Annotated in this window: 15 protein-coding genes and 2 pseudogenes; 8 read left to right on the forward strand and 9 right to left on the reverse strand. The window is 65.9% G+C overall.

Annotated features, from left to right (window positions below):
* Positions 1 to 687, reverse strand: a 687-nt coding sequence (locus ACVBEQ_RS27155; RefSeq protein ID WP_447156532.1) for an MFS transporter, incomplete at its 3' end; no start/stop codon positions are given.
* A gap of 258 nt (positions 688 to 945) precedes the next feature.
* Between ACVBEQ_RS27155 and ACVBEQ_RS27160 the strand changes: the two genes are divergently transcribed.
* Entirely contained in the window at positions 946 to 1,212 is a 267-nt protein-coding gene (locus ACVBEQ_RS27160; RefSeq protein ID WP_447156533.1) for a hypothetical protein, read from the forward strand.
* Between the two features lie 160 nt (positions 1,213 to 1,372).
* Here ACVBEQ_RS27160 and ACVBEQ_RS27165 read toward each other — a convergent pair whose 3' ends face one another.
* Positions 1,373 to 3,901 carry a glycoside hydrolase family 3 protein gene (locus ACVBEQ_RS27165; RefSeq protein WP_447156534.1) on the reverse strand — a complete coding sequence of 843 codons (2,529 nt, stop codon included), beginning with the start codon at positions 3,899 to 3,901 and terminating at the stop codon, positions 1,373 to 1,375.
* Between ACVBEQ_RS27165 and ACVBEQ_RS27170 the strand changes: the two genes are divergently transcribed.
* From ACVBEQ_RS27170 to ACVBEQ_RS27180, 3 genes are all read left to right on the forward strand, one after another.
* Positions 3,855 to 4,835, forward strand: a complete 981-nt coding sequence (locus ACVBEQ_RS27170; protein WP_447156535.1) for an ATP-dependent DNA ligase — start codon at positions 3,855 to 3,857, stop codon at positions 4,833 to 4,835. The two genes, ACVBEQ_RS27165 and ACVBEQ_RS27170, sit on opposite strands and share 47 nt — an antisense overlap.
* Before the next feature lie 118 nt (positions 4,836 to 4,953).
* Positions 4,954 to 5,244: a hypothetical protein gene (locus tag ACVBEQ_RS27175; RefSeq protein ID WP_447156536.1), complete on the forward strand. Its 291-nt coding sequence runs from the start codon at positions 4,954 to 4,956 to the stop codon at positions 5,242 to 5,244.
* A 126-nt stretch (positions 5,245 to 5,370) separates the two neighbouring features.
* Complete coding sequence (locus ACVBEQ_RS27180) at positions 5,371 to 6,210, forward strand: GIY-YIG nuclease family protein (protein WP_447156537.1); 840 nt, start codon at positions 5,371 to 5,373, stop codon at positions 6,208 to 6,210.
* A gap of 196 nt (positions 6,211 to 6,406) precedes the next feature.
* Here ACVBEQ_RS27180 and ACVBEQ_RS27185 read toward each other — a convergent pair whose 3' ends face one another.
* The 4 genes from ACVBEQ_RS27185 to ACVBEQ_RS27200 form a co-directional block, all read right to left on the reverse strand.
* A complete protein-coding gene (locus ACVBEQ_RS27185) occupies positions 6,407 to 7,261 on the reverse strand; it encodes a hypothetical protein (RefSeq protein ID WP_447156538.1) in 855 nt (284 codons plus the stop codon).
* 381 nt (positions 7,262 to 7,642) lie between these two features.
* Positions 7,643 to 8,050 (reverse strand): hypothetical protein, encoded by a 408-nt coding sequence (locus tag ACVBEQ_RS27190; RefSeq protein ID WP_447156539.1) that lies wholly within the window; start codon positions 8,048 to 8,050, stop codon positions 7,643 to 7,645.
* A 106-nt stretch (positions 8,051 to 8,156) separates the two neighbouring features.
* Positions 8,157 to 12,377 carry an NACHT and WD repeat domain-containing protein gene (locus ACVBEQ_RS27195; RefSeq protein WP_447156540.1) on the reverse strand — a complete coding sequence of 1,407 codons (4,221 nt, stop codon included), beginning with the start codon at positions 12,375 to 12,377 and terminating at the stop codon, positions 8,157 to 8,159.
* Positions 12,374 to 13,240 (reverse strand): hypothetical protein, encoded by an 867-nt coding sequence (locus tag ACVBEQ_RS27200; RefSeq protein WP_447156541.1) that lies wholly within the window; start codon positions 13,238 to 13,240, stop codon positions 12,374 to 12,376. The genes ACVBEQ_RS27195 and ACVBEQ_RS27200 overlap by 4 nt, the downstream gene beginning before the upstream one ends.
* 1,121 nt (positions 13,241 to 14,361) lie before the next feature.
* Here ACVBEQ_RS27200 and ACVBEQ_RS27205 point away from each other — a divergent pair.
* Together ACVBEQ_RS27205 and ACVBEQ_RS27210 are read left to right on the forward strand one after the other, a co-directional pair.
* Positions 14,362 to 14,967 (forward strand): recombinase family protein, encoded by a 606-nt coding sequence (locus tag ACVBEQ_RS27205; RefSeq protein ID WP_447156542.1) that lies wholly within the window; start codon positions 14,362 to 14,364, stop codon positions 14,965 to 14,967.
* A gap of 273 nt (positions 14,968 to 15,240) precedes the next feature.
* The gene (locus ACVBEQ_RS27210) at positions 15,241 to 16,053 is read left to right on the forward strand and encodes a hypothetical protein (protein WP_447156543.1); all 813 of its coding nucleotides are present in this window, start codon (positions 15,241 to 15,243) and stop codon (positions 16,051 to 16,053) included.
* Positions 16,054 to 16,961: 908 nt separating this feature from the next.
* Here ACVBEQ_RS27210 and ACVBEQ_RS27215 read toward each other — a convergent pair.
* From ACVBEQ_RS27215 to ACVBEQ_RS27225, 3 genes and pseudogenes are all read right to left on the reverse strand, one after another.
* The gene (locus ACVBEQ_RS27215; RefSeq protein ID WP_447156544.1) at positions 16,962 to 17,270 is read right to left on the reverse strand and encodes a hypothetical protein; all 309 of its coding nucleotides are present in this window, start codon (positions 17,268 to 17,270) and stop codon (positions 16,962 to 16,964) included.
* A gap of 583 nt (positions 17,271 to 17,853) precedes the next feature.
* Positions 17,854 to 17,988, reverse strand: a pseudogene (locus tag ACVBEQ_RS27220) (restriction endonuclease); the annotation flags it as partial.
* A gap of 34 nt (positions 17,989 to 18,022) precedes the next feature.
* A complete protein-coding gene (locus ACVBEQ_RS27225) occupies positions 18,023 to 21,046 on the reverse strand; it encodes a DNA methyltransferase (RefSeq protein ID WP_447156545.1) in 3,024 nt (1,007 codons plus the stop codon).
* Positions 21,047 to 21,286: 240 nt separating this feature from the next.
* Between ACVBEQ_RS27225 and ACVBEQ_RS27230 the strand changes: the two genes are divergently transcribed.
* Positions 21,287 to 21,487 (forward strand): hypothetical protein, encoded by a 201-nt coding sequence (locus ACVBEQ_RS27230; protein WP_447156546.1) that lies wholly within the window; start codon positions 21,287 to 21,289, stop codon positions 21,485 to 21,487.
* Between the two features lie 101 nt (positions 21,488 to 21,588).
* Positions 21,589 to 22,637, forward strand: a pseudogene (locus ACVBEQ_RS27235) (hypothetical protein); the annotation flags it as partial.

Raw genomic sequence — 22,637 nt, forward strand, 5'->3', positions numbered from 1 at the left:
GGCGCGGGTGAAGCCGAAGACCAGGGCGGTGAAACCGGCGGTGCCGGTGACCGCGCCGAGCGTGTCCAGGCGGCCGGTGTGCCGCTCGCCGGCGACCAGGATCCGGGTACCGGCCAGGACGGCGATTCCGATCGGGATGTTGATCAACAGCACCCATCGCCAGCTCAACGCACCGGTCAGCAGCCCACCGAGCAGGACGCCGCCGGTGATACCCAGGGCGGACATCGCGCCGTAGACGGCCATCGCCTTGTTCCGCGGCGTGCCCACCGGGAACGTGGTGGCGATCAGGGCCAGCGCGTTCGGCGCGACCAGCGCCGCGCCGATGCCCTGGACACCGCGGGCGGCGATCAGCAGCTCGCTGGTGGGCGCGAGCCCGCCGGCCAGCGACGCCGCGGTGAAGATGATCAGGCCCAGGCGCAGCACCCGGAGCCGACCGTAGAGGTCGCCGACCCGCCCGCCGAACAGCAGCAGCCCGCCGAAAGCCAGCACGTAGGCGTTGATCACCCACGGCAGCGCCGACTCCGACATGTCGAACTGCGCCTGGATGCTCGGCAGCGCCACGTTGGCAACGGTGTCGTCCAACACCATCATCAGCTGCGCGGTCGCGATGACAAGCAGGGCCAGGCCCAAACGCCCACCTGCCCGCGCCCTGGTCTCTGAAGCGGTCGTCGGTGCGGTGCGTGACATTGCGGCGTCCTCTTATTCGATCGACGGTCTGCTCAAGCATACCCCCAGGGGGTATCTACGGGGTAACAGGCAACCCATGGCGGGTATTCCCCGCGGTCGCGTCATGTCTGGATGTGACTTGAGCCATCTGCGCCGTAGGACGTGGCGGCTGCCCTGGCAAATGGGGCGAGCGCCTTGCAAGGCCGGTCGCCTGGCCATGGTGAGCCTGACTGAAGTCGTTACCCCCAGCCTGAGACCACATCGGTGAACGGTGACCCAGTGACCGGCGGTACATCGGCCAGCCGATGGGATCAACTTCTCGCTGACCCGGAACGAGGGTCCGCCGGACCGGAAATCACTTGGCTACTCCTGGGGTTCATCGTCGGCATCGTCGGTGCGTTCAGCCTCGTCATCACGCCGCACCTGGGTGTCCAATGGTTCCCGGTATGGATCAGCTGGACGCTGATCGGCCGCCCGATTGCAGCGCTGCTTTGGTGGCTGGTCATCAACAGTGCGGCGCAAGGAGAAGAGGAACGGCGCAACTGAAAGATCCATCGGCGTCCGGCGACGGTCCGGGGATGTGCCGCTAGCTACAGCTACACCTGCGTGGTGAGGGTGGACCACCGGACTGCGTCCTGTGGTCCACCCCGGCCGGTTGGGTCGATGCATGCCCGGCCATCGCGCGGCTTCGATGTGGATGCCAGGGCTACGGGATGTTGATGGTGGCCCTGATGTCTCCCAGGCCTCGGGCGACGAGGAGTTCGCCGCCACCGGTGAGGTGATCCCAGGTGTTGGTGGTGGTGTTCCAGGCGCGCCACATCCTGGTGTCAGGGACGACGGTGACAGTCGAGGTCGCGGCTGGTTCGACGGTCGTGGCCTGCCAGCCCACCAGCCGAATCGGTTGGTCGACCTCGCGGGGGCGGTAGTAAACCTGGACTACCTCACGGCTGGTGCGGTTGCCGGTATTCCGGATCGTCACCGAAACAGCATGAGGTGCATCATTTTGGACGAGGTGCGCCGCCACGTATTCCCAAGTCGAATAGCCGAGGCCGTGACCCAGCCAGAAGGCGGGTGCGGGTGCTGCACCGGCATAGTGCCCGCGATAGCCGATCGCGGTGCCCTCGGAGTACTCGAGGTTCCCGTCGACGGGGGTGACGTTCCAGGCGGGCGCATTGCCGTCTGCGGTGGGGAAGGTGGTGACCAGTCGGCCGGCGGGTTCGATGTGGCCGAGCAATGCGGCGGCGATGGCGTGGCCGCCCTCCTGGCCTGGCAGCCCGGCCCACAGCACGGCGTCCACATCGTCGATCCACGGCATGATCACCGGGGTCGCGGAGTTCACCACGACGACGGTCCGGCGGGCGGACGCGGCCACCGCCCGGACCAGGTCGTCCTGCCGTCCGGTGAGGTTGAGAGTGCTCTTGTCGACGGCTTCGGTTTCCTGTTCCTCGGTGAGTCCGACGACAACCACTGCGACGTCGGCGTCGGCGGCGGCAGCCGCCGCTTCGGTGATGGCCTGGTCCTGGTCGCGGGCCGCGACCCGGGCGATCAGGCCGACGGTGACGGTGCTGTCCAGTCCGGTGCCGCGGCCGGTCACCCGCAACTCGATCTCCACGACGCCCGTCGGGTTGACCGTTACCACCTCCGAGCAAGTCGGGGGGGCGAGCATGTCGTCCCCGAAACCTGTTGCGGCCGAAGTCACCTCGAATTCGGTGCGTTGCTCGCCGTTGCGGACGGTCCAGCTGCCCTTCCCGATCACGCCGAGTTCGACGTCACCGGTGGCGGCCAGCTTTGCGCGTAGGACGACACGGTCGATGGGTGCCGGGTAGTTGTCGTCGAATCCCAGGTGCACCAACGCCTCCGACAGGTGTCTGTGGTCCAGCAGGGATCCGTCGGCGGCGTAAATCCAGGCATGGGTGCCGTTCTGCCCGGTCTCCGGGTCGGTGACGAAGGTTGTCCGCGCGGCCGCCTGGCGGGTACGGACCTCCACCCCGTCGGTGACGGTGACCGCGTCCCCGAGCAGCGCGGTCAGGCCCTCCGCGGTGCTGACCTGGTAGGGCGGGTTGACTTGCGCGGATCCGCCGCCCATGTCGATGGTCTCCAGGGCGTGCCGGCCGATCAACGCGACCCGGATTCCCTGCGCGAGCGGGAGTGCGGAGTCCTTGTTGGTCAGTACGGTGATCCCTTCGGCGGCGAGCCGGGTCAGCTGTTCCTTCCGGACTTTGCTGTCGGGTGCCGGAAGGTCTGCCCGGTGCTCACGTTCGGCGCCAAGAGCGCCGACGCGATCAGCCAATCGCAGGATCCGCCGCAGGTGGTCGTTGATCGTGTCCTCGTCGACCTCCCCGGCCCGCACGGCCTGCACGAGGGCGCCTCCCCAGGGCCCCGCGGGGCCGGGCATGACCAGATCAAGACCGCCGCTGGCGGCTTGGGTTGTTTTGGTGGCGAACCAGTCCGACATGATGACCCCGTCGAACCCCCACTCGTCCTTGACGATCTGGTTCTGCACGTGGTGCTGCTCGGTGGCCGCGACACCGTTGACGTCGTTGTAGGCAGCCATGATCGACCATGGCCCGGATTCTTCGACGGCGATTTCGAACGGCAGCAAGTACAGCTCACGCAGAGTGGTCTCGTCGACGACGCTGTTCATATTGTTGCGTGCGGTTTCGGACTCGTTGGCGATCAGGTGTTTCAGGCACGCACCGACACCGCTGCTTTGCAGGCCGCGGACGTAGGCGGCGGCGAGTTTGCCGGTGAGCAAGGGGTCCTCGGAGTAGGCCTCGAAGAGTCGGCCGCCGAGCAGTGAGCGGTGCAGGTTGATCGTCGGCCCGAGGACCACGTGAACGCCCTGCGCCATGGCCTCTTCGGCGAGCAGGGTGCCGACCTCGTAGGCCGTGTCCTCGCTCCACGCGGAGGCGAGCAGGGTGGCGTTGGGGAACAGCGAGACGGTGCGGCCGCCGCTGAACTTCAGGCCGCGGACCCCGGTGGGACCGTCGGACAGGGCGACGGTGCGCAGACCGATCGACGGTTCAGGAGCGAGGGTGAAGACGTCACCACCGGTGAGTAACCGGACCTTCGCGGGAAGGTCGAGAGTCTCGATCAGATGGGCGTAGTCGGTCGAGGATTCTTGGTCGGGATGAGTGACCGCGGTGGGGGAGCCGACACTGCCGAAGGATTTGGCCGGTCCCGTTGCGGTGACGTTGGCCAAGGCCGCCGAGCAACTGTCCGGTCCGTTCGCCATGGCCGGCGGGACCCGGTACCAGGTCAAGTGGGACGGCTACCGCGGAGTCCTGGTCGCCGACGCCGGCAGCACCCAGTTGTGGTCCCGGCAACGCCGACAGCTCAGCAAAGCCTTCCCCGAGCTGGTGCGCGCCGGACATGAGCTGCTGCCGCAGGGCACCGTCATCGACGGTGAGGTGTGCATCTGGTCAGGTGACCGCCTGGACTTCGACCAGTTGCAGCGCCGCATGGTCACCGGGAACCGGGTTGGTGAGCACGCCCGCCGACACCCCGCCGCGTTCATGGCGTTCGACCTGCTCGCGGTGCACGGACAGGACCTACGCGACCGGCCCTGGACCGAGCGGCGCGCCGCGCTCGAGGAACTGGCCACCGGATGGGCGCCACCGCTGCAGCTGACCCCGGTCACCGACGACGTCGAACAGGCCCGGCACTGGATGCAGCTGTACCGGCCCGCCGGTGTCGAGGGCATCGTCGCCAAGGCCGCCAACGGCCGCTACATCCCCGGTGAACGAGCCTGGGTGAAAGTGAAGCAGCGCAACACGATTGACGTCATTGCCGGTGCCGTCATCGGGCCCATCGGGCACCCGACCGCCGTCGTCGCCGGCCTCTACATCGACGGTCAGCTGACCATCGTCGGCCGAACCGGGCAGCTCACCGACCGCCACGCACGCATCCTCGCCGAGCGGCTCACCCCCTCTCCGCCGGAGCACCCGTGGCCGGATCGGATGCTGGCCAACAGGTTCAGCCCTCTCCGGGACCGCGTCACCCTGACCAAGGTCGAACCCACACTGGTCATCGAGGTCACCGCCGACGCCGCACGGCAAGGACACGGCTGGCGACACCCGCTTCGCTTCGTGCGCCCACGGACCGACGTGACCGCGGACGACCTGAAACAAGCAGGCAACACCTACCCGCAAACATTGGACGAGCACTGAATTCGCCCACCCGCCCAGGGGGTGACGGCAACCGGTCACTGCCCCAACGGCACGACTGCCAGCGGTACATGAAGTGGCCCGGTGTGAGCCATGACGGGTCCTGTCGGTGAAAGATGCCATGCTGCCGACGATGGCTAATTGCGGTGGGCATCAACTCGCCCGTTCCAGTCGGCGATTCCGGCGGCGGATGATCGCGGTCGAGACCGCCGTCGCGTTTGCAACGATCCTCCTGCTGGTGCTGGGCGCATGGTCCTGGTGGAACCTCGTCGCAGTCGTCTTCATCGTGGGACTCATGGCGCTCCTGCACGTGTACACCGTCGACGGATTTTCGATCGACGAGCACGGCCAACCAATCACTGGTCGCGACGCCGACGAATTTGCTCGTTGGAAGATGAACCACGGAAGGTGAGTGGCCTGTGCTACGCCGACATCCGGTGGCAGTGATCGCGACGGGGCACAGGCCGTCCACATGGAACGGCTGGCCGCGTTGCCCGGTGCGGCGCATCCGCGATGGCTGTGGCCTAGATTCGCTCGGGTGATCAGTGATGCGTCCGGCCGTCTGACGCTTGGACACGTCTTCGGCGCTGCCGGAGTTGAGCCGGAGTCCGTGCTGGCGCTTCGGCACACCTACAACCCCGGTGGCCTGGCTTCGGCATCGGATGCGACGCCGGACAAGGTGCTGCGCTACACGCGGCAGCAAGGCTTGGGGAACAAGATCGGCTCGCAGCCGCCAGGCAACTGGCTGGTGTTCATGGCCGACGGCGGGCATCGTGCTCGGTTCCTCACCGCGTACGAGAACCTGGGCGAGGTAATGGGTGAGCGGACCGCCGTCGACCGGTTCTTCGACCTGCGCCCGAGCCAGCTGCTGATTGCACTGAAGGATCGGCTGGTGGTGGAGTGGTCCAAGGACGCGGTGAACTGGGCCAAGCTTGGTCGGGTCGCGGCCGGCTTCCCTATCGTCGAGATCGCCGACCCGGTCGAGGTTCCGTTCCCGGGCTTCGACCGACTGCTGATCAGCTTCGAGACGCTCTTGGCCGTTGTCGAGGACCGACGCTACGCGGCATGGCGGACGGCGCTCAGCGCCGTCCAGGGCATCTACCTCATCGCCGATGACACCAACGGGCAGCTGTACGTCGGCAAAGCTGACGGCGGCGAACGCATCTTCGGACGCTGGGCCGCCTACGCCCGCGACGGACACGGCGGCAATATGGCGCTCAAGCAGCTCGCCGGGCTCAATCCTCGCCACGCACGTAACTACAGATTCAGCCTCCTGCAGGTCTTCGGCCCGGCAACGCCGGCCGAAGAGATAGACGCGGCCGAGTCCCACTTCAAGGACGCCCTCCTCACCCGAACACACGGCCTGAACCGCAACTAATACCGCGAACCTATTCAGGCCGGGGAGCGATCGCGCCCGATCGTCAGCGTTCACGGCGTACGTCGAGCCGACTGACGCCAACTATCTCGGCCAATGCGCATTGCGGGACCCCCGCGGCTTGCGGCCAGCGCGATCGCTCGGGCCTGCAGATCCCGCAGTTCGTTGAGGTGGTGATCAACTGCCGGAGCCGCGCGGTCTAGTTCGGGTCCCCGCCGGTGTTGCGCCGTCGAGGGCTTGAGGTGCGTTCCGGTGTTGGTGGTTGCCCGCGTAGGTCGGCCAGGCGTGCCTCGTAGGCGGTGCGCTGATCGGCGAGCCGGGTCTCGGCGTGGGCGCGTTCGTCCTCGAACCGTTGCCGGGCGGCGGCCAGTTCCGCGGTCAGGGTGGCGGTCATGGTCTGCGCCTGCGCCGCTTGGGCCTCAGCGCGGGCCCGCAGCTCGTCGGTCTCCGCGCGGACCTGGGTGACCAGCGCGGTGAGCTGCTCGGTCTCGGCGGCGTGATTCTGCCGGGCCCGGTCCAGCTCGACCTGCACCTCGGCACGGGCGTGCCCGGCCGCGGCCAGATCCGCGGTCAGGGTGTCGACCAGCGCGGTGGCCTCCTCGGCTGCCGCGTCGGCCTCTGTGCGTTGCTGCTCCGCCGTCCGGCGGTCCTGATCGGCCCGGGCCGCCCGGGCCGCGGCTTCGGCGACCCGCTGTTCCGCCTCGGCGGTCACCGCCTCGATCTGTACCGCGGCGGCGTCCGGATCACCCAGTGTGCGCAGCTCCTGCAGCACCAGGGCCAGGGTCGCAGTCAGCGTCTGCACCTGACCGGTGACCTGCTCGGCGTATTCCGCGGCCCGGGTACGGGCCATGCTGACCGGCCGGTCCAGGTCGTCCTGTACCGCCGCGCCGGTGGCCGCCCTGGCATCCCGGCGGGCCCGCCACGCCGCCCCCCGGGTATGGGCCGGGTCGTCGCAGTACTCCGGCGGCCGCCCGACGCCGTCCTCCGCGGGTGCTGCGGGCCGATCGCAGCCCGGGTATCGGCAGGTACGCGTGAAAGCGACGGCTCCAGTCATGTGGCTATCGTATCAGCGCATACGGAATACGATACGTTACGCAACGTAACGGAATTCCTCGGACTCAAAAACGGTCTGCAGCGGCAAGGAGGGGGCGGTCAGGTGGGACCGGGGCGGGCTACCCGGCATCGCCGGACCGGGAAAACGGCCAGCTCCGCAGTGCGGTGCCGGAGGTGCGGATCGCCTTCCGCTGCGACCGGACCGCTGCTACCCCTGCGGTCAAGGCCTCGGTCGTTACGCCAGGTCGGTGGCGCGCACGTGTCTCGCGAGCCCCTCGACCGACGCCGGCCGGTCGAGATCAAGCCGAACCCGGTCCGCCGGTATCAGCACCCCGCTGATCGCGGTCTCAACACCGAGCACCCGTTCCTGGCGGCGAGTTCACTACGCGTCGCTGCTGGGTTCCACCCGCTGGCGTTCGTGGACGTAGGCCTGAAAACCCGCTACGCGGGCGAGGTCATCAGCGGTACCCCCGGACAACGCGCGAACTTGATCGGCCGCACGATCCTGCCAGGCCAGCCACCGCTCGTGCAGCTGCTCGCGATCGATGTCGACCGGTTGACCCTGCACGATCTGGCTGATCCGCGGCGGGGTGACGCCGACGATCTCGGCCAGCACGCGCTGCGGGACGCCGCGGCTTGCGGCCAGCGCAATCGCCCGGGCCTGCAGATCCCGCAATTCGCTGAGGTGACGTTCAACGGCCGCAAACCGGTTGGAGATCTCCAGGACCTCCGCTGCCAGGCTCTGGTGATCGGCGCTGACACGCACCTGCCGTCGACCCGGGCTTGCCATGGGGGATACGTTAGCATAAGCGGGATAATGTCGCTTAAGCGGCTTTAATTGACATAAGGACTATTATCGGTGGTAATGGGTTCCTGCGACAGTGCGTGTCGTCGAGTCAGCTTAATGCATTCATATCGATAGCCGTGACCGACGATTGCAGTTTCAGCGGGCTACCGACGTTAGTGCCGTCAGCAACGCGCCACACCCGCACTGTCTTGTCGTCGCTGCCGGAGACGATGACTGGGCTGCCGTCACGCAACTCGCCGAGCGCGACGGACGTCACCGTGTCACGGTGGCCACGTAACGGCTCCTCCATTGGAGCACCGTCGTCTAGCCGCCAAAGCCGCACGGTCCTGTCGTCGCTGCCTGAGACGATGACATGGGTGCCATCTGGCAGCATGCCAATCGCGACGGACGTCACCCAGCTGTCGTGGCCGCGTAACGGTTCCCCCATTGGAGCACCGTCGGCCAGGCGCCAAACCCGCACGGTCCTGTCGTCGCTGCCTGAGACGACAACCGGCGTGCCGCCCGGCAGGACACCGACCGCTACCGACGTCACCGTGTCGGAATGGCCGCTCCATGTCAACCCAAACCGGCGGCCATCTAAGGGCTGCCAAACTCGCACGGACGAGTCATCTCGCCCGGAGACGATAAGTGGGGTGGCGTCGGGTAACTCGCCGACGGCCACTGACATCACCCAGCCATGTTGGCTGCGGCTTGACAGCTCAAGTGGTGGGGCACCGTCCATCAGCCGCCACACCCGCACCGTCCCATCCCCACAGCCCGAGACGATGACTGACGTACCGTCGGACATTGCGCGAACTGCTACGGACGTCACTGAGCTCTTATGATCACTTAACGGCTTCCCAACCGCGGCGCCGTCGGCCAGCCCCCACACACGTACCGTTCGGTCTTCGCTGCCGGAGACTGCGACAGGGGTGCCGTCTGGTAACTTGCCGATCGCCACCGAGGTCACTGTGCTTTCGTGGCCGCGTATTGGCTCTCCCACCTGGTGGCCGTCCATCAGCGGCCACACTCGCACCGTTCTGTCCCACCCGCCAGATACGATGACCGGCGTTCCGTCGGGCATCGTGCCGACTGCCACTGACGACACCCTCCAGTCGTGGCCGCGCAACGGCTTCCCCATCGGTGAGCCATCCGCCAGCCGCCACACCCGCACCGTCCCGTCCCGGCCGGCGGAGGCGATCACCGAAGTGCTATTCGGCAGGGCGCCCACTGCCACCGAGAGCACCTTCCCGTCGTGGCCTCGCAAAGGCTCCCCCACCGGGGTGCCATCCCCCAGCCGCAAGACCCTTACGGTCGAGTCCTCGCCGCCGGAGACGATCACCGAAGTGCCATCAGCAAGCACGCCCACCGTCACCGACGACACTTTCCCAATGTGGGCGTCCAGCGGCTCCCCCACCGGGGTACCGTCGACCAGCCGCCACACCTGCACCGCTCCCTGGTCGGTGCCGCAGACGATGACCGAACTGCCGTCCGGCAGCGGAGCGACCGCCACCGCCGACACCGACCCGCCGTCCTTTGTGCGCAACGGCTCCCCTACCGCGGTGCCCTCCGCCAGCCGAAACACCTGCACCGCTCGAAACTCGCTGCGGACGATGACTGAAGTACCGTCGGGCAGCACAGCCACGGCCGACACCACCCCGACGTGCCCGGTGCGCAACGGCTCCCCCACCGCGGTGCCGTCCGCCAGCCGCCACACCCTCACTGTCGAATCGAAGCTGCTGGAGACGATGCCTGAAGTACCGTCCGGCAGTACAGCGACCGCCACTGACGTCACCCTCCCCCAGTGGCCGCGAAACGGCTCGACTACCGGAGTGCCGTCCGCCAGCCGCCACACCCCCACCATGCCATCCACGCCACCCGAAACGATGATTGCTGTGCCGTCTGGCGTCGCGCCGATACACACACATTCGTTTCGATCTGGTGTGTCAACGCGTCGATGATCGCTGTCTTGACGGGGTGTCGCCCAACGTAGTCGCCCAGTCGGATTGATCGCTGTCCCGGCGAGCCCGGCTGCAAAGTTGCTAAGGCCGGCCTGTGTAACACGCAGTTGTAGAGCGAATGTGTCTGGCGGCAGATCTTGTTGACCCAGAGTATGGGCGACGGTGCGGTAGAGGCGTCCGATCACTTGAGCTTCGGGATCTTGCAGCTTGCTGAGCAGTGGAAGGAGATGGTCCGGGTTGGTCCAGGTGAGCACGTCGGGGTGGCGGATGACCCGGTCAAGGTCACCGCTGTCGGCGGCGTGCTCGACCGCGTGGCGGCGCAGGTATTCCTCGGGCGGAACAACCAGGCCGTGACTTTGAATAATCGTGAACAGCTCGAGCAGACCGGCAGTGACACGTCGACGTGAATCCTGATCCAGGGAGCTCGTCAGAGCTCTGGCAAGCGCGTCGTGGAAGGGGCGGTACACGGTGGCGTTTTCCGCAATGTCGCGGATGAGGTAACCGCCGATGCGCTCGTCGAGGAGGGCGGCGATGTCGGTGTCCGTGTAGCGCCGGCCGCTCGTGTCGAGGGCCTGGGCCAGGGCGGGCCAGATCTCGCGGCGTGGCGCACCGCGGCCGCGGCCCAAGGCCGCCCCGGTCAGCAGGCACTGGGCCACCCGGCGGCGGTCGGGGTCGGGATAATCCTGTTCCAGCTCCGCTGCGAGGATCTGCGCCAGGCTTGCGCGGCTCCGCGCCTGCCAGGCAGGGTCGGCGGGGTCCTGCGGGTGGGACTGGCGACGCAGTTGATCGCTGACCAGTCGGGCCAGCACGTAGGAGGTACCGGCGATATTAGCCACCGCGCCGGCAAGCTCGTGGAGCTGGTCGTCGTCAGCCGTGCCGTAAGGAGTCGGCTCCTCGCCGTCGGGGGGCCTGCGCAGCAACCGGAACACGTACGCTGCGAGATCCGCTTCGGTCCAGTACGGCGGCTCGGCGGCGTCGACCGCCGTAGCGGATAGCGCCCGGACTGTCGCTGCGGCTAGCTCATCTTCGACCGGGTGGGGACCGGAGGATTTTGGCGCGCTTCCGCGGACGCCGATCAGCAGCCTCAGCCAGGCCGCACCAGGGGGTTTTACCAGTGGCGAGAGGACTGAGGTCACGATGCCACGTGGGTCTTCGGCCTCGTCCAACGCATCGACGACCAGCGTGATTCGGCGGTGTCCGTCCTGGGTCCGGTGGATGCGTGCGATCGTGTCGCCGACGGACTCCCCATCAACCGATGGGATTCCTAGTCGGTCCCGAATCGCGTCGAGGACACTCTGCGCTACGGAACCTTTCGCGAGTACGGCCACGTCGACGTCGCCGACCCGTGGCAGCGGCTCACCGGCGGCGTCGGCTGAAGCTGCCGCCTCGGCATACCGTGCCCGGAAGCCTGGGTCGCTGAAGGTCACCAGCCGGCTCAGCACGGCCGACTTCCCGCACCCGGCGACCCCGGTGACGACCAACGAACCGGGTTCACCCTGAGCAACGGAGATCAGGGTTCGCATGAGCCGGTCTCGCCCGGTGAACAGCATCCCCGGTGTGGAAGCGTCGCCCACTCCGCGGCTCCGCGGATCCCAGTGCGCCACCAGATCTGAGACGTACATCGCGACGTCCTGCCGCGCTGACGCCACCGGCACCCGCTCGTCCACCTCCGGCCGGTAGTGCCTATTCGGCAGGGTGAGCAAGCGGGAACTCGACGGCCCCGGGGGCGTCCCGAACGGGTGCCACTTCTGTCCCTCAAGCGCGCCGGCCAGCGTCCGCATGAGATTCCAATAGTCAAGGTACGGCTGAGCATCTTGATCCGCGCCGGTGTCGGCGAACGTACGCACCGCCTCGGTCAACACTCCAAGACGAGCCTGCTCGTGCGCCGACGCCGCCGCGATGACCACCCATCCGGCCGGCAAATCCCTGTCGGCGGATGAAATGAAGGTGGCGATATCGCCGGCGTAACAAGTGTCGACAACGACGAGCGCGGTCTCGACCCGATCCATGGCCCACTCCAGCACCCGGTGGGTCGGCAACATCGTCGACTTCTCACCCGGCACGGAAGTTCTGAGGATCAGACAATGCTCCCGGTTGTGCTGCTCCCCATGACCGGTGATGTAGCAGACAAGCACGTCACGGGACTTGTCGAACCCTTCGCGCTCTCTGAGCACCGCGTCGACTCGAGTCCCACTCGGAGATCGGGCCAAGTCGTCGTACACCACGGTGAATGAGCGCTCACCGAGCCGAGAGTCGGTCAGCCAATCCCTCCACACTTGTGTCTCGGCATCTACCCCTAGGTCGGGCCACACGTCAGGATCGCTGTAGTGCGCGGTAGCAATCATCAGCAAATGCCTGCCGCCGTTCAATCGGCCACCCCGTTCAGGACCGCCCGTCCAACCACTTGCTTTCCCAGGTAGCCGAGGATGCCATGCGGGTTCTTCCCGTTGCCGACGGTGTAGTCCTCGACCATCGGCCAAATCCGCGACAACCCACCCGCGGCGGCGATCGGGTCGCCGGGGTCGTAGACGTTTAGCCAGCGGGAGACATTGGCGGGCGCGACCGCCGCGTCCGCGGCACCGGCCGGCCCGCGAAGACGCGACTGAACTGCCCGCATCCCCAACGGTGAACCCACCGTGATCAGCATCGGCACAGTTGAATCAGAACTAAACCGCAGAGCGTCGACCGCCACGACACTCCCCAATGAGTGCGCGATCACCACCCTTGGCCGCGCATCGTTGAGGTGCGCCAAGAAGCCCGCCCGGATCTTCTCAGCCATCGCATCGTCGCTCAGGTAGGTCTTCACCTGACGCAGCACACTGAGAAACTCCAAAACCAAGCCGCCATCGAGTCGTCGCGACAGGCGCTGCGCCAGCGCCTGCAAAGCGGACGGAACGCGTGGCGCGCCCATGGCGGGACGCCGGTCGACGAACGCCGGTGCTGCCTCTACCTCTACCGCGGCGTCCTCCAGGAATGCTCGGTCGTCATCGTCTACGGGTGTGGTCAGTACGTCTGCTATGTGACGACCCTTATACGGAGCCTGTCGCACCCCCTGCGCGGATGTCGGGAGAAACTGGCGACCGTAGAAATACATGTCCAATGACGGACTGGCCGCAGACGAACCTGCAGCGGCGTCCACCCCGTCCGCCAAACCCACTTGCCACTCATGCAGTAGCTGATGTCGGCCTCTCTGCTCCTGGAGAATTCCATGAACCCCCAGCACCAATGCCACGACGCCCCCCTCGGCAGTTACTAGTTCGCTGCGGCATGCCTGGTCGCCTAGCACGAGTCGACTGTCGCTCAACCTGACTACGGGCCGTAAACCAGTTTCGCGAGAGTCTGGCACGGGCAACGTCCCCGACCGCTATCAGCCCCGCCCCACGAACAACCACTCTGTCGAGGCGCTAGTGATCGTATTCCCAGCCGATGACGTAGTACATGAGAGGTTAATGCCGCATTCCCACGGAAGGTCCGTCACATCCTTGACGGGTCCAAACACGACAACCATGCACTCTCGAGCGCGCGAGCACGCGACAGGGTATCTGCCGCTGAAGGATCCCATGCGGGACCCTTGGTAACTCAAATCTTTCCAGAGGTGCGATGTGACCTCAAGGAGCTGCTGGTCAGCATAGGAAGCGGTCCGGGTGAGAACGAGAAGGACCGCTGCCGGTCCGAACAGCGCCAAGCCCAGGGAGACGTTTGAACCCAGGAAGTCGAGCAAGGGGAGTCCAGAGCCCTGCTTCGGGTGAGGTCGCATTCCGAAGTCGGCACCAGTCGTCGCCATGAACGGTGAATCCCCCGGCCGCTCGTTTCATGCTGGAAAGCAGGTGGGCATCAGCTACTTCTGCCTGCCGATGGCCCGTAAGGATCTGCACCGTCAGGAAGCTGGTGATGGTGGACGGCACGCAGGCGACCGTTCGAGGGATCTGCGCGGTATCAGCAGCCAATGCAATAGTGAAGAGGAATGCCTGCGCTGTAAGGGACAGCACCAGAACCTGTCACACCAAACCGTCGAACTGCGTGCGTCTGCTGGCCACCGCCGCGTAGATGGCGTCGCCAGACGGGGACGGCAGGCTCGCCGCAGGAGGGTACGAAGGCGGGGTCGTCACCTACTGATCATGTCGCTGAGCCCCAGCCCGCTTGTCATGTTTTCCCGTTCCTCCGAGGTACGCATCCGTGATAATTCACATGTAACAAATCCCCTGTCCGCAAGTCGCCTCAGAACGGGGCAATTTGAGACACGATCGTTTGCGATACAACCTTGGCCGGCTGCATCGCTGCACGTCACGGTTGTAACGTAACCCGTGTAGACAACTACGTCACGCACTCACCCGATTGCGATACATTTCAGGGGTGAAGATCGGCTACGGACGGGTCTCGACCCGCGACCAACACCCCGAAGCCCAACACGACGCCCTTGTCGCGGCGGGCTGCGACAAGGTGTTCCTCGACAAGGCGAGCGGGAAGCTAGCCCGCCGGCCCGAACTGGACAAGGCGCTGCACTCAGCCAACCGCGCCGGTGACCAGCTCGTTGTCACCAAGCTCGACCGCCTGGGCCGATCCCTGGAACACCTCATTGAGCTGTCGAACGAGCTGCAACGCCGCAGCGTCGACCTGGTCGTTCTCGACCAGGGCATCGACACCTCCACCGCTGTGGGCCGGATGTTCTTCCAGATCCTCGGGTCGATCGCCGAGTTCGAGCACGCGCTGATGTCGGAAAGGACGATGGACGGTCTGGCAGCCGCCCGCGCCCGCGGCCGAGTCGGCGGCCCCAAACCCAAGCTCCGCCCGCGCCAGGCGGAGCTGGCGCGGGAGATGTACGACCAGGTCGGTGACGACGGTAAGAGTCGCTGGACCGTCGCCCAGATCGCTGCAGAGTTCGGCGTCACCCGACCCACGATTTACCGTTACCTCGACGATCCCGCCCCAAGCATCACCAACGCCGGCACGACGCCATGACCACAGCAGGGAAAGTAACGGGTGTCCGCTAACCGGAACAAGAGACGCAATTCGACGCCGCCCACCCACAACGAGAAGAAGCCGCGACCTCGGAAGGCGTCTCCGCCAGCAGACGGCATCAAGTTGAGCTACGACTGCTGGTCTGACCTGTTCCGGTCGTGGTTGGAAGGACCGGCGGGCCTACGAACACGACACGAAATCCGCCGGCTTCATACCACCCTCGGTGACCTGGTTGACCCCGGCGAGTACCCGGCGCTACAAGTCGAGCTCATCATGTCGATGGACCTGGCGCGAACAGTGAACCGGCTAGAGTGCCGTGACGACGTCTATGTCACCGATCGCGGTGAACAGGGACGGGTCGCTGGTCGAACTCTTGTGCTGGAGGATCGGATCGCGGTCATTCTCGATGCGGGCAACCTGTTGGCACCGAATCCATCGCCTGGCCGTCTGTTGTCCTTCAATTCGACCGGAGCGCGGTACGTCAAGGACACGCTGATCCATGAGGCGCAACATGTGCTGATCCGGCAACGCGGCACCTATGCGTATGGCGAGCTGCCGGCCGCTCGCGGCGTTGCATCCAATTTCTTCCGTCAGTGTGCGGTGCTGGTTCTCGATGAATACCGTGCCGTCGCGGGTGCACGAAACTGCGGCACCACCTCCGCTGTTCGTGCGCGCAACGTCATCGAAGGCCTGGAAGTCTTGGACCGGAGTCTCGACGCGGCGCATTCGAATTATCTGACTGATAGAGACCTGCGGACCCTCCGTAACCAAGTTTGCATGTTCGCCCAGGTGTTTTGGGTCAACAGCCTGGCCTACTTTGCCGGCGGACGACCGGCGGACGCGGTCTTCCCTGCGACGATGGTCCGTAATGCGCTCTGGCAGGCGTACGTAGGAGAGACATGGCCGCCGCTGGAAGCAATCTTGCACCGGGCGCCGCGCTCGGATGCCCGTGCCACTGATCGTTCGTCTGACCTACTACCGACTCTGGTGAACGAACTCGCTAAGTTGTTGGACTTGAGTTTGCGGCAGTTCGGTTTCGCGTTTGAGGACAGTGCTGACGGCGGCTCGGCTCTCTGGATACTGTGACCGGCAGGACCTCAAGATCTTCGCGTCGGACACGCGGTTTCTGGCGGTCAGCGCTCAGAGTGGGAGCGACGGAGACATCGCGCGCACCATTACCGTCGCGGGCAAGGTGGTCAAAACACTTACGTCCACGGGCGCGTACGCGATCGCCAGCTGCAGCTACAACGGCTGCCCCGGGCGACCCGAGGCCCGTCCAGGTAACCGGATCACGGATCTTGCGGGGTCGTCCATCGAAACCGGTGGCCGGGAGGCGTGTGGCCCTCCGTCAGCAGCTCGGTGTAGTGCGGTGTACAGCTCGTCGACGAGTTCGTCGACGACGTTGGCAAGTAAGTCGAGTCGACTGTTGAGGGCGTCGCGGCCGCGGTGCTTGGTCCCTGAGGGATCGGTGATGCACCAGGCGACCGGTCCGTGAGGTAGTTGAGCGGTTAGCTGAGCAGCCAAAGCTGCCAAGGCATCTGGGATCGTGTCGGCGGTGTCGACGCGATCGCCGGGGTTGGTGGTGATGGTGTACATGACTGATTCCTGTCCTTTAGTGTGAGCCGGGATTCGGGATGTCCAGGGTCTCGCCGTGCCCAGTCGCGGGTCGAGCGCGTTCACCACAATGTGGAGATCTTTCCGGTGTGGACAGGTGCGACCGAGCAGAACCCGCAAAGCCCCGCCGACCCCTGGGTGCTGGGGCCAGCGGCGCTGCGTGGGTTCGATCAGCGGCGGTTCGGTCGACTATTGCGGGTGCGGGCGGGTGCCTGCCGGCCCAGGATGACCGGGGTGAGTTCAGTGATGTGCCGCGACGCCTCGCGCATCGAGTCGGCCGCGACCCGGTCCAGAACGTTCCAGGTCAGTGACCCGACCCGAATGATCGCGGCGCGCGAGGTCGAGTCGTACCGGGCTCGAGCGCGGTCTTCGAGGTGTGCTCAGACGCTGATCGCCGGACCCATGCTGCCTTGTCCCCCGTTTGCGACCGAGATCTCGGGCGGGAGGCCGTCGAAGACCCACTGGTCCGCCTCGTTGAGCCAGGCCTGGGCGTAGGTGGTCGCGGCGGCCGTGTCGTACAGGGTGATCATGAGCTGGCTGCCGAAGGTGACGGTGATGTAGCTGCCCTCGGCGCCCGCGCCGCCGCCGTGGGTGTCGATGTGGATGGGCTGCTCGCCGGCGATGATGACGCCGGCCAGGATGTGTTGCCGGTAGAAGCCGGGGGTGAACTGGCCTCGTTTGGTGGTCATGGTGACTCGCCCGCGTTTCCGCCTCTGCGCGTTCGGCTGAGGCGTGGGGGCAGGGCGGGTGTGCGGGTGGCCTGTCAAGGGCTTGAGCGGTGCTGGAGCGCTGGTCCGGGTGGTGTCGACCTCGGGTTCCCCTCTGGGGTGGGGTCGGCCCAGGCGGATCGGCGGGCCCGGCGCCGCGTCCCTTGACGGGCCGGGGCCCCACCCCCGCACCATCACCCCTGCTCAGACGGACGCCTTTAAGGTGACCACTCCGCCTGCGGCCGTAAGCCGCGCCGGCTCGATATGCAGTCGTATACGGATGCTCCTATTTGGTCTAATTGGAGCAATGCTGGCGGATCAGCGCAATCTCTACGGCGGTGATCTTCTTGGTCGTGGCCGTCTCCGACTCCCACAGGATCTCGCGTGTCACCGTGAAGCTCTGCCGCTGCTCGCGGCTGAAGTCGGCGGCGATGAGCAGGCTGTTCGCAGAGCCGAAGTAGTCGATGCTGTCCGTGCGGTCTTGGCCGATGTAGATCTTCCCGTTCGGATAGGTGATCTTGTAGACGACCTTCATCGCGCTACAGCTGGGCGAAGAAGCGGGTTCGACGGCGATGTCGTCGACCTGCCGGACCGTGGTCCGCACGCCGAGCTCGTAGCGTTTGAGAAGGTCGCAGAGCGCCAGTCCGTCGATCAGGTCGACCGGTGGCGCGCCGTCACGGGTGGATTCGGCCTTGGCGTCGGCGGGCTAGGACCCTCCGCCTCGAGCCCCCGATTCAACGGCGCTTACGACCGGACTTGGTGGGTTCTGTGGGATGGGCCGCCAAGTGATCGCGAAGCAACTCGGCATACCGGTCGAACAGTATCGCTTGACGTTCGAGTTCCGTTGTCATTCGCTTTCGCCCGTAAAGACGTCCTACCGCTCGGCTGAGCGCGACGTGTGCCCGTGCGAGATCCGGTGGCATGGAGGTCGGGTCATATAGGTCCGCTAACGTCGCACCGGTGTGTCCCATGCGGGCGTCAAGAACGGCCTGCGCCAAGTTGGCTACTTCCTGTGCCTTCTCGGGTGTCGCGGCTGGCCAAGGGAAAGTGTTGTAAACCAGCTCGGTCGATAGTCGAAAGTCGCTCTTGAGCCGGCCGGCTACCGTGCGGACCCAGGTCATGAACATCTCGCTGTTAAGGACACCGAACAGCGATAGCGGCGCCGCCTCGATGGTCAACGTGGAGTCATGCGCGATGTCTTCGGCGGCGAAGTATGCCATTGGAATGTATTGGCGCCGGAATGAGGTATGCCTGGGCAGACACAGGTACGAAGATTGCGGCTGGCGGATCTCCCCAAACAACGCCGGAGTGGCGGCAAGCGCTTGAGTCGCAGCCCGGGAGCTCTCCGACCGGTAGTTCCGTACAGCCGCCACCCTAGCCCGGAGAATCGCGCTCGACCGTATGTCCGCCGGGTTAGCATCGACCAACCACAAGCAGTAACGGTGCACCCCGTTGAGCATCTCATCTGCGCCTATTAGCTCCCGCAAGTAGACCGCAGCGGTCGGGTCGGAGGCGCGGATGCGGTCGCTTTCATCCGCATCGACGATGAGCTCTTGATCGTCGTTCGGCATACTGCCAAATCTGCATTTGGGCACTCCGGTCATCATCGGAGTTCGTCGCCGCGCGGCAACAACGGTCGGCGCGTTGACTAAGTACGGATTGATGTTCGGTACGACGTGCTCAACCGTGTTGTTCTCGGCAAGACCGGTGTGGTCGTACAGCGTTCGCCGTCTACCGGTGCCCCCGTCGCTGAACCCAATGATGACGACATGGACGTGTGCCTTGCCGCGCGCCTCGCTGGTCCAGGCGAAGGTCCGGTGCGCGAAGTCAATCACCATCCCGCGCGAGATTAGGTATGGCCAAAGCGCGGGCACCTGCTCGCCCTGCACGATGCTGTTCGTTGCCACAAACGCAACCTTGGCAGGGTGGCCGTGCACGTAATCCGCCGCCTTCCGGTACCAGGCAGCCACATAGTCTAGGACACCGGTGCCAGATCCTGCACCGAAAACTGCGGTCATGTCAGCCTTTTGGGCGTCGCTGCGATGCTGCTTGCCCACAAAGGGTGGGTTGCCAAGTACGTACGTCGCTCGCCCAGCCGGCAGGACCTCGTTCCAATCGAGGTGCAGTGCGTTGTCGATTGTGATGTGCGCACTGTCTTGGATTGGGAACCGAGCGTAGTAATGGCCGAACGCCGCGCTCAGTTCCAGGTTAGCTAGGTGGTCGACCAGGTACATGGCGGTCTCAGCGATTCGGGCGGGGAACTCTTCGAGTTCGATCCCGAAAAACTGCCCGACCCGGACCTTCGATTCGAGTTGGATGTCGACAGCGAGTTGGCCCTCGAAAGCGGCCTCGCGCTCGCGGATACGGCGTAGGCACTCCAACTCAAGTCGTCGAATCTCGCGGTACGAAATGATGAGGAAATTGCCGCAGCCAGCCGCGGGGTCAAGCCAGGTCAAGGTGGCGAGCTTGTCCCGGAAGCGGCGCAGAGCAGGCAGTGTCGCGGCGGACTTTAATTCAGACCGCAGGTCGATGAGGAACAGCGGCTCGATGGTCCGCAGAATGTTCTGCTCAGTCGTGTAGTGCGCGCCGATCGCGCGGCGTTCGGCCGGCTCCATGACTCCTTGGAATAGTGAACCGAAAATGGCCGGGCTAATTTTTGACCAATCGAATCGGGCTGCACTGAGAAGAGCCTCCCGCATCGCCCGTGTGCAATCGGGGATCGGGATGGTTTCGGCGAACAACGCACCGTTGATGTACTCGAAACGGGCCAGGTCGTCGTCGAGTGTGCGGCTGCGCCGCTCCGCCGGAGTGTCCAAGACCTGGAATAGGTGGATCAGGGCCGGCCCTAGATCGTGCCCTCCAACGCTGGTCTTGAGCAGCACGTAGTCGTAAAAGGCGCCGGGCTCAAACACCTGTGTGTCCTCGGCGAACAGCACGAAAACGAGTCGGACCAGCAGGACCCGCAACGCATGACCCTCATACCCGGATGCGCGGAGTGCGTCGTGCAAGTCAGCCAGCAGTTCCGTCGCCCGGAGGTTGACTTCTTCCTCGGTGTCGTACTGCTGCATCTCGGCGTCGAACATGGGCGCAAAGATCCGGAGCCGGGCCGGCAACTCCGCTATCTCGAACTCGACCTCGTCCCCGTTGAGCTGATTGCGCACTCGGAAGCGGGCAAAGTCGGAGACCACGACCAGGCGGGGTAAATGTTCGGGCGGGATGGTCGGCAGATAATCGAGCGCTTGCTCCATCGCCGCGGCGAGGTCCTCGCCTCGGCTCTTGTGTTCAGCCGCAATGTAACCCGGCCAGAACACATCCATGAACCCACGCCCGCCTGTGGAGTGCCTGCCGCTCAAATGCTCAAACACCGCGACCCGACGGCGATCCACGCCGAAGATCGCAAACCACTCGTTCCAGAATGAGTCCTTCTCCGCCCGTTCACGACTCTCGTCGCGCCAGCGAGCTACAAATGTAGTTGCTAAAGAGCGCATATCCTGCCATGAAAGCGTTGACATCGCGGCACCTCTCCCCCAGCCGTCCGGCAAGGTGCAACTCTCCCAGATGAGCTGGGGACTGCCAGCACGGACCTTGAGCAACGGCGCCACAGCATTTGTGCTGTGATGCGGGATGGCGCGCCTGTAGGCGGTGAAGCTGCTCGAGGTAACGTCACTTGTGTATGAGTTCGGCCAGCTCCTCTCGACGACAAAACGGGTAGGTGGGGGGTCGAACAGGTTCCGTTGCTTTGTCGCGGCGATGGTCACGGTAAGACATCGACGTCTGGTTCAGCAACGACTGCTGTCAGAGCCGCCGTAACAACTTCCGCGTCGTTGCCGATAGTCTCAGGCCGCTGCCCACGCTGCCGCAGCGTGTAGCCGCGGAGCAGCTCGAATGCGGTACCGCGGATGTCGTTCCCGAGGTGGGATTGCATCCTCTGCTGACGCGCATTAAGTCATCCGTGATCCACCGACTGACTGTCGGTGCGACCCGGTACACCAACCCCCATGGATTCGCAGCAGCTGCCGGCGGGCAGTCTTCGGATTGGTCAGCGCGTGCTCCGGGATGGGCGCCTGCTGGTGGTGTCGTCGGTGCGGTTGGAGGGTGCGGGTGGTGGTGTGGTGTCCGTGGAGTTCACCGGCGCGGCCGGCCGTTCGACGTTCCCCCCGGGCGAGGTGCTGACGGTCGCACTGATCACCGCTGCCTGACCGGCGACAGGTGATGCTCCTTGCCGGTCGGCGCGCACTTTGGCACCGTCAGTGCGGTACGCCGGGCGCACGCGCGGTCGGATCGGGGACGGAGGCTGCACGTGACGTCGCTGCAGAGTGCACCTGAGCCGGTCGTCGGGGTGTTCGGGTTGCGGACGTTCCGGGTGTCAGCCAACGGCTACCTGTTGCCATTGTCGTTCACCAGTGCGGATTGGGCGGACGGGACGTGCATCGCCAGGTGCGGCCTCGGGCACGCGGCGCCGGCGGACGGCTGCACGTGCGGGATCTATTCGTTGCGGGATCTGCGGGATCTGAGGTTGCAGTACTGGTCGGCCCGCCGGTTGGTGGCGGTGGTGGCCCTGGAGGGGCAGGCCGTGGAGGGCTCGAAGGGGTGGCGGTCTCAGGCCGCCCGGGTGGTCGATGTGTGGACCGGCACCGGCCGGCGGGGACTGCCGGCGGAGCAGATGCAGCTGCTGCGCCGTCATCTTCCGGGGGTGCGGTTCCACGCGGACATGGGCGGGATGTTGGCCGGTTACCCGGAGCTGGTGCCGGTGCGGCGGCCGCGGTCGGCGTTGTTCGCTCGGGCGGCCCGGTCGTGGTGGTCGAGTGTGACCCGTCCCCGGCTGCCTGCCCGCCGGTTCGCGGTGTGGGCGGCCGCGGCTGTGCTGCTGACCGCGGTGTTGTGCGTGTCGCCGGCCGGGTCCGCGGTGGTCGCGGGGCAGCTGGCCGCGGCGTTGTTGGTGCTGGCCGTGGTGGTGATGCTGTGCGAGTCCCCGACGCAACTGCTGACGGTGCTGATCGCGGGAGCCAGTCCCCCGCTGCTGTTGACCCCGCGCCGCCCGGTGCTGCGGTTGTTCCGCCCCAGCAGCGTGTTGCTGACCGCCGGTGCCGCAGCGTCGGTGCTGACCGGTCTGCCGTTCCCCGCGACCGATGTCGCGGTGTCCGCGGCCGGGTGGGCGGTGCTGCTGACCGTGGAGCGGTTCATGCTGGGTTTGGCGCCGTCGACCTCACCGGTCCGCATCGTGGGCTTCGCCCGGGGCGCGCATCCCGGCGCCGGCCGCCGCCGGGAGTGGGCACCGGAGCGGCGCACCACGAGTGGGCATCGATTCGTGCTTGTCCGTGGTACTCGGCAACCGTGGGCTGAGTCGGA

The sequence above is a fragment of the Nakamurella sp. GG22 genome (assembly GCF_052976845.2).

What these genes read in the sequence shown, in the direction of transcription:
- ACVBEQ_RS27185 (WP_447156538.1), bottom strand. Translation starts at nt 7,261, where the DNA reads ATGACTGGAGCCGTCGCTTTCACGCGTACCTGCCGATACCCGGGCTGC.
- ACVBEQ_RS27190 (WP_447156539.1), bottom strand. Translation starts at nt 8,050, where the DNA reads ATGGCAAGCCCGGGTCGACGGCAGGTGCGTGTCAGCGCCGATCACCAG.
- ACVBEQ_RS27215 (WP_447156544.1), bottom strand. Translation starts at nt 17,270, where the DNA reads ATGACCACCAAACGAGGCCAGTTCACCCCCGGCTTCTACCGGCAACAC.
- ACVBEQ_RS27210 (WP_447156543.1), top strand. Translation starts at nt 15,241, where the DNA reads ATGTCGATGGACCTGGCGCGAACAGTGAACCGGCTAGAGTGCCGTGAC.
- ACVBEQ_RS27175 (WP_447156536.1), top strand. Translation starts at nt 4,954, where the DNA reads ATGCTGCCGACGATGGCTAATTGCGGTGGGCATCAACTCGCCCGTTCC.
- ACVBEQ_RS27165 (WP_447156534.1), bottom strand. Translation starts at nt 3,901, where the DNA reads ATGGCGAACGGACCGGACAGTTGCTCGGCGGCCTTGGCCAACGTCACC.
- ACVBEQ_RS27230 (WP_447156546.1), top strand. Translation starts at nt 21,287, where the DNA reads ATGGATTCGCAGCAGCTGCCGGCGGGCAGTCTTCGGATTGGTCAGCGC.